Source organism: Algoriphagus sp., assembly GCF_024642405.1.
In the GTDB taxonomy this organism is placed as follows: Bacteria; Bacteroidota; Bacteroidia; order Cytophagales; family Cyclobacteriaceae; genus Algoriphagus.
Map to the genome: position 1 here is coordinate 1 of NZ_JAHEBC010000190.1, position 7,320 is coordinate 7,320.

Consider the following 7,320-nt stretch of genomic DNA (forward strand, 5'->3'; position numbering starts at 1 on the left):
ATCTCGCTATTGAATCACTTCTGTAAGAAGCGTATGTCAATTCCTTCCTTTTCAGATTGTATTCATATTGTTCCTTTACTTCTTCGAATTCCCGATCAGAAACCAGCTTTTTCTCGTGAAGCTCTTTAAACCTTTTGTATTGTGGTTCGAGCAAGCTGATCTGATAATCGATCTCAGCCAATTGACCTTGCTGACTCAAATCGTTTTGATCCAGGAAAAGACGGGTTTGACGAAGGTTATTGATTTGTTCATACAACATCGTTTCCCTCTGCATAACGTCCAGCTGAAGATTCGAATTAGCCATAATCAAAATTGTATCACCAACATCCACCAAAGCACCTGACTCACGAACTATTTGGGCGACCATTCCGCCTTCGACTGCATCCAAATAGAAGGTCTGGGCTGGTTCTATCTGACCTGATACTAGAATATAGTCTGTAAATTCACCTGTAGAAACCGTTGCGATACTTAATCGATCTTTTTCCACATTCATAGTAGATCGATGATCAGCAAATCCGATTTGATAAATAATTCCGAAAAGCAAAACTGCTCCTCCGACGATCCATGCAATCCTCCTGGGTGTCCAGGTCTTCTTTTGTAATTTTCTATCCATTGTGTGTTTCTGCCTTTTTCGGCTGGTTCCATTATGCCAAATGGCATGCCACCAAAAAAACTGCCTTCTGAGGCCTATTTTAAAGGTTTAAGTATTTTCACCAATAAGACTCCCGAACATTTTTGTTCGCAGGCGAACAAAACCCGCTCAACTTTTAGTAAATTCAAGGAAGCTAAAACAAATCTTGAGATAATTTAAAATGCCTTTTAATTGAAATAGGGATGGATTTCTTTTGAATTTGTCTGGAATTTCTAATTCGGTATGCTTTTGGAATAACCAAAAGCAATTATTTAAATAAGGTGAAAAGCCAAAATTATACTCTTTGATAAACCAACAAATAAATGAGTGATCAAAAAATCGGTAAAATTCTCATTATTGATGACAATGAAGATCTACTAAAAGCTGCCAAAATTTTTCTAAAAAGACATTTTGCGCAAGTAGATACTGAAACCAACCCTGATTTACTACCTATTCTCACCCATAATGAGCAATATGATGTCATCATGCTCGACATGAACTTCACGAAAGATGTGAGTTCCGGGCAAGAAGGATTTTATTGGCTTGACAGAATACTTGAATTAGACCCATCAGCCGTGGTGGTTTTGATTACGGCTTATGGAGATGTGAATCTGGCTGTTCGGGCAATTAAAGAAGGGGCGACTGATTTTGTGCTAAAGCCCTGGGAAAATGAGCGTTTGTTAGCCACACTAAATTCAGCACTTCAGTTACGCCAGAAAAAATTAGAAGTGGATTTACTTAAAGATCAAAAGAATTCACTTCAGCAGGATATTGACCGGAAATTTACAGAGATCATAGGTCAAAGTCCTGCTATGCAAAAGGTTTATGAAACCATAGAAAGAGTTGCGGCTACTGACGCAAATGTTTTGATTCTTGGAGAAAACGGAACGGGCAAGGAGTTAATAGCACGTGCTATTCATAGGCATAGCAGGAGAAATAAGGAAGCTTTTGTTGGTGTAGACCTCGGATCAATCACTCAGTCTCTTTTTGAGTCTGAGCTCTTTGGCCATAAAAAAGGATCTTTTACAGATGCAAAAGAGGATCGGGCAGGAAGATTTGAACAAGCGCATAAAGGAACCTTATTTTTAGATGAAATTGGAAATTTACCTTTACCGCTGCAGGCAAAACTCTTAGCTGTTTTACAAAATAGACAAGTCACCCGAGTGGGAGCAAATAGATCAGTAGATGTAAATATTAGATTAATATCTGCTACCAATATGCCTATTCATAACATGGTTTATGACAACAGTTTTAGACAAGATTTGCTCTACAGAATTAATACCATCGAAATTCAACTTCCTCCTTTGAGAGAAAGAGCAGATGATGTCATGCTATTGGCTGATCATTTCATTGCATTCTACTCCAAGAAATATAACAAAGACGTTAGAAAAGCCTCCGAACCCCTGATCAAACGAATGATGAAATACCATTGGCCAGGTAATATCAGAGAACTTCAGCATAGCATTGAGAGAGCTGTAATTATGAGCAATCATAATGTTCTTCAACCGGAGGATCTTTTCCTTCAAAAGATGCAACAACCGGAGCATAAGGATGAATCTGTAAGCTTAGAACATTTAAATATTGAGGATGTAGAAAGGATTTTAATTCGAAAAGCTCTTCAAAAACACAACGGACATATCACCAGAGCGGCAGAGGAATTGGGGTTAACCCGCTCCTCATTATATCGCAGATTAGAAAAATATGGTTTATAAGCGGTTTTCATTAGGGGTTGCCCTCAGGATCCTTCTGATAATACTTTGCCTCTATCTGGGACTTTGGCTTTATTATAGCCAAAACCTTTGGTTGGCACCGGGTATTTTAGGAATACTAGGTGTGATTCAAATCGGTGAATTGATTTATTATGTCAATTCGGTCAATCATAAACTCGCCAGATTTTTGGATTCGATCCGTTACACAGATTTTTCGAGTTCTTTTACCTCAGACAGTCAAATGGGCGGTTCATTTCGGGAAGTTAATGTGGCTTTTAACGAAGTCATGAACGTCTTCAAGCAAACCAGAGCTGAAAAGGAAGAACAAATGCTTTTCCTTCAGGTCATTATCCAACATATTAATTCCGGGATTATTTCTTTCAACTCTGAGGGTAAGATAGGTGTCATCAACAATGCTGCAAAACATTTATTACAAATCCCCCAATTTCGTGATATCTCTGATTTAGGAAAATTATCTACATCCCTTTTAGAACAGGTTTTAGAAATGAAACCCGGACATAGGATATCCTATAAGGTAAATCCTAACTTACATTTAATCATACAATCAACCTCCCTGAAAATGGGTGGACAGAGTTGGACTTTACTCTCTCTTCAAAATATTAATGCCGAGCTTCAATCTAACGAGTTGGAAGCATGGCAGAATCTTACGAAAGTCCTCAGACATGAAATTATGAATTCGATTACACCCATTTCGAGTTTAGTGGATTCATTAAGTACAATTTTAGAAGAAGACTCTTATGTTCAAAAGGAAGGTTTTTTAATCAAAAAAGACGGATATCAAGATATTCAGGAGGGTCTAGATACGATTGCAAATCGAAGTAAAGGCTTGGTAAATTTTGTAAATGCGTATAGAGATTACACGAATATTCCTTTGCCAAAAAAAGAATTTATTTCTGTTAAAACTCTTTTTGAGAATGTTTTGATTTTAATGAAGGAAGATTTAAAAATTTCACATGTTAAAATTGAAACAGAAATAACTCCAGATGATTTGGAGATCCATTGTGATCGAGATCAAATAAGCATGATTCTAATCAACTTGATAAAAAACGCCAGTGAATCCCTTCAGCAGCAAGCTGATCGCACTATCTGGGTTTCAGGATTAAGCCAAGGAGATGCTGGCACTTTGATCCGAGTTGAAGACCATGGACCTGGGATTATCCCCGAAGCATTGGAAAGAATATTTGTTCCTTTTTACACGACCAAAAAAACAGGATCTGGTATTGGTTTAGCAATTTCAAGACAGATTATGAATTTGCACCGAGGTACACTTCAGGTGACCTCGATTCCAAATGAAAGGACTGTTTTCACTTTGGCGTTTCGGTAATTACCGGTTGTAAAATGAAGAATAATAATCGGTATAGAAATTATATACGTCGGGACTTTGGCGATTAAGGTCCTTAATTCTCTTGAATACAAAAATGGACTGGGCAATCAGTTCTTTCTCATTATTCACTTCTACCGGAGCCAAGCCCCTATTTTCAACGCTGAATAAAAGGCCTGAAGGACCGATTATTTCATAGCCTTCCTTTTTCTTTCTCTTTTCAAAATTGAAATTCTCCCCATCAGTAAAAGCTAAAACTGAAGACTGGTAACTGTTTAAACCTTTACCTTCTGCAAAAAGCTGATCAGATCCCAAATCTATGATCTTACATTTTTTATTTTTGTTATTCAGCAAAATTCGATATGAATTTGATCCTAAAATCAAATCGGCATATTCTAGGCTTTTATCAATTTCTAGATTTGCCAACGATTTACCATCTGAAACTAAAGGCACTTCAAAGGTGGGAATTTCCCAAGTAGGTGTTTGAGCAAATCCAGAACCGATGCCCATTGTAAAGAAAAAGATACCTAGAAATGTAATTTTCATAGTTTCGGCTATTTTTTAAAATACTTCTTATACGCTACAAATAGTCCAAAGTTTTCTTGCCAAAAAACCTTATTCAAATTATCCAATTCATCTTTTTTTAATTCTATTTGCCAATACTTCACTATGAGTGTTTTATTGTAGTCAAAGACTTTGTATCTTAAATAAAAAAGATTTTATGGAAGAAAATATTACCGTACAAACCCAAGTAGCCTTCCACAATTTAAATGGCCTGATCAGAGGGATCGCCATGGACGGACGGATTACAAAAAGTGAATTTGATGCGATTAAATCATGGTGCCAAACCCATGATGGGCTATGTGATGAAGATCCCTTTAAATCTTTGCACAGTGAAATTATTGAGAAAATAAAAACCGGAATTTTAGGATCTGAAGAAATTCATGAGATAAATGATATTTTGAATCGATATGCTCCAGAATTTGAAGAAAAGGATAAAGTAAAAGCAGACTTACATTTTTTGCAGGGGATCTGTTATGGAATTATGGCAGATGGAGATATTAATAAATATGAACTTAACCTTCTTCAAAAATGGCTTGATGATAATTATCATTTGAGTGATCAATATCCTTTCAATGAAATAACTGAAGTAGTAAAAAAAGTTATTGATGTAGGGAAAATCGGACACGAAGAGTACAACTTTCTTGTCCAATATTTCAAGGAATTTTTAAAAATAGACTAATGTAAAGGCAGCTATAAACTGCCTTTTTATTATTGATTGAATTGAATAGAATACATATTAAACGTAGACCAGATCGAAATTCCGGATTCTGTTTTCAGGATGAAGTAAACATCAGAAGGACTACTCACTTTCTGAATTGGGATCGAAATCACAGACCAATCTTTACCCTTCTCCATTTGTTTAGAATCCAACAAGTCGCTTTCACCTATCAAAACACCTTCCACGCCACCAATTCTAATTTCAATCTTTCCAGAAATATTCCCGGGATTTACCTCAAGGTTTAAAGATTTAATTCCAGATAAATCAAGATTTTTAAAACTAAAAAAAGATCCTTTTTCTGTGAACTTAATAAAGCGGGAATTATTCTCATTTGATTTTGCAACGTTAACAAATTCATCCGCTGTCGTCGGAGATAATTTGGGGCTTCGAAGAATTATTTGTTTAGAAGTTCTTAAAGGACCAATTCCATTGGCACCTTTATCTTCATAGCTCGCTTGAATCAAATAGTATGATTCTGGCAAAACCAGCTCATCTAAAACATATGAACCTGATAAAGGTATTTTTCTCTTCTTTTCATCTGGATCAGAATAGGCTAAGATAAATTCTACCATTTCTTCCACTTTCTCCTTTTCCAAGTGGACATGTCCCGGCATTTGCGTGTCGCCCCATACCCCTGAACCACCATTGATTATTTTATTTGTCAAATAAGATTTAGCATCTTTTTCATTAGAATATTTTTTTGAAACTTCGGAATAGCTCGGACCAACAGATTTATTTTCCATAGCATGGCAACCTATACATCCTGATTGACTGATTAAAGCTTCACCTAAACTCAGGATTTCTTCGTCATGACCGGTTTGAATAATGTCAAATCCTCCCTGCAGGTAGTCAATACTAAATTCAATATCGGATTCATCTATGGATGGATCTTCTCTATCGGATACGCTCACTGAATATTCTACTGTCTCATCCCCAAAATAAAAGCTTTGGTTACCCTGCCAATCGATTGTAACCACAGGAGCTTCATTACCCACCAAAATATCAATGGACTCTACTGTTGAAGCACCTGATTGATCTGTGACCGTTAAAGTAGTTTTGAACTTACCTGATTTTTCAAAAGTGAAAGTTGGGTTCTTATTCTCGGAACTTCCTTCTCCATCAAATTCCCATTGGTAACTCAATTGATCTCCTTCATCAAAATCGATAGTTCCTTCGGATGAGAAATTTACTTTTAAAGGAGCTGTTCCCGATTTCCTATCAGCCCCTATCTGTACAGTTGGCTTTCTATTACCAGCAGCAAATTCAATTCTATACAAACCGGAATCATCATTTTGTGAACGCCAAAAAGTACCATACTCCAAAATGTAAAGTGCACCCTCTGGACCATATTGCATATCAACTGGTTTATCAAAAACTGTGGAAGGCATAAACCTTTCTAAGGTATCAAGTTCATTATTTTCGGTGAGGCTAACCATGAAAATCCAATTTCTCATCCAATCATAAAAAATAGACTTCCCGTTATAGTAACCTGGAAATCTTACCTCAGATTCTTCATAATCTTCTCTGTAATAAACAGGACCAGCCATAGCATTTCTACCTCCGGTACCCAACATCGGAAATTCCATAGATTCGTCGTATGGATACCAAATCAAAGGCTTTTGGGCAGCCGGCAAATTTTGGATCCCTGTGTTCCTAGGTGAAGTATTCACAGGTGCTTCCGGATCAAAAAGAAATAACGATTCTTGTTTATCAAAATCAAATTTCCAATATGCTTTATTATCTCCTACAAAATATGGCCAACCATAAAAACCTGGTTTTGTAGCTAAATTATATTCGTCATGTCCCTTAGGCCCTCTTGAAGAATCGCTTTCAGAGGCATCTGGTCCCACTTCCCCCCAAAAAAGATTATCATTATGCTGGTCAATTGCTATCCTGAAAGGGTTTCTATTGCCCATCACATAAATCTCAGGTCTGGTTCCCTCTGTTCCAATAGGAAATAAATTTCCCTCGGGAATAGTGTAAGTTCCATCCTCCTCGGGATGAATTCTGATAATAGAACCTCTTAAATCATTTGCATTACCAGAAGAACGCTGAGCATCCACATTTTCAGACCTGAAAGTACGCTCATCAATTGGATTGAAATTGCTTGATTCAAACGGGGTAGAATCATCTCCTAATGATAAAAATAAATTTCCATGAGCGTCAAACTCCAAAGAACCTCCCGAATGACAACAATCCCTGTAAACCGGAACTTCTAAAATTACTTTTTCAGAAGCCAGATCTACTACATTATCTTTAAAAACAAATCTTGATAACCTATTAAGAGAAGTATTTGGAGGAGCATAATAAAGATAAATCCAATGATTTATCTCAAATTCTGGATCTTTTGCCAAAC

At 36.6% G+C, this 7,320-nt stretch carries 5 protein-coding genes and 1 pseudogene; 3 read left to right on the forward strand and 3 right to left on the reverse strand.

Annotated features, from left to right (window positions below; translation table 11 throughout):
• Positions 1-613 (reverse strand): annotated as a pseudogene (locus Q0L68_RS13530) (efflux transporter periplasmic adaptor subunit); the annotation flags it as partial.
• Between the two features lie 341 nt (positions 614-954).
• On the opposite strand from Q0L68_RS13530, the gene Q0L68_RS13535 reads away from it, so the two are divergent.
• Positions 955-2,343 carry a sigma-54 dependent transcriptional regulator gene (locus Q0L68_RS13535; protein ID WP_296704106.1) on the forward strand — a complete coding sequence of 463 codons (1,389 nt, stop codon included), beginning with the start codon at positions 955-957 and terminating at the stop codon, positions 2,341-2,343.
• A complete protein-coding gene (locus Q0L68_RS13540) occupies positions 2,333-3,685 on the forward strand; it encodes an ATP-binding protein (RefSeq protein WP_296704108.1) in 1,353 nt (450 codons plus the stop codon). The genes Q0L68_RS13535 and Q0L68_RS13540 overlap by 11 nt, the downstream gene beginning before the upstream one ends.
• Here the strand turns inward: Q0L68_RS13540 and Q0L68_RS13545 are convergent, their stop codons facing one another.
• A complete protein-coding gene (locus tag Q0L68_RS13545) occupies positions 3,686-4,228 on the reverse strand; it encodes a hypothetical protein (RefSeq protein ID WP_296704111.1) in 543 nt (180 codons plus the stop codon). It lies immediately after the preceding gene.
• A 175-nt stretch (positions 4,229-4,403) separates the two neighbouring features.
• Here Q0L68_RS13545 and Q0L68_RS13550 point away from each other — a divergent pair, with 175 nt between their 5' ends.
• Positions 4,404-4,925 (forward strand): hypothetical protein, encoded by a 522-nt coding sequence (locus Q0L68_RS13550; protein ID WP_296704114.1) that lies wholly within the window; start codon positions 4,404-4,406, stop codon positions 4,923-4,925.
• Between the two features lie 29 nt (positions 4,926-4,954).
• Here Q0L68_RS13550 and Q0L68_RS13555 read toward each other — a convergent pair.
• On the reverse strand, positions 4,955-7,320 hold a 2,366-nt coding region (locus Q0L68_RS13555), incomplete at its 5' end, for a PQQ-dependent sugar dehydrogenase (protein ID WP_296704117.1).

Bases quoted from the DNA above. Each gene is read 5' to 3' on its own strand.
- Q0L68_RS13540 (WP_296704108.1), top strand. From the start codon at position 2,333: ATGGTTTATAAGCGGTTTTCATTAGGGGTTGCCCTCAGGATCCTTCTG.
- Q0L68_RS13550 (WP_296704114.1), top strand. From the start codon at position 4,404: ATGGAAGAAAATATTACCGTACAAACCCAAGTAGCCTTCCACAATTTA.
- Q0L68_RS13545 (WP_296704111.1), bottom strand. From the start codon at position 4,228: ATGAAAATTACATTTCTAGGTATCTTTTTCTTTACAATGGGCATCGGT.
- Q0L68_RS13535 (WP_296704106.1), top strand. From the start codon at position 955: ATGAGTGATCAAAAAATCGGTAAAATTCTCATTATTGATGACAATGAA.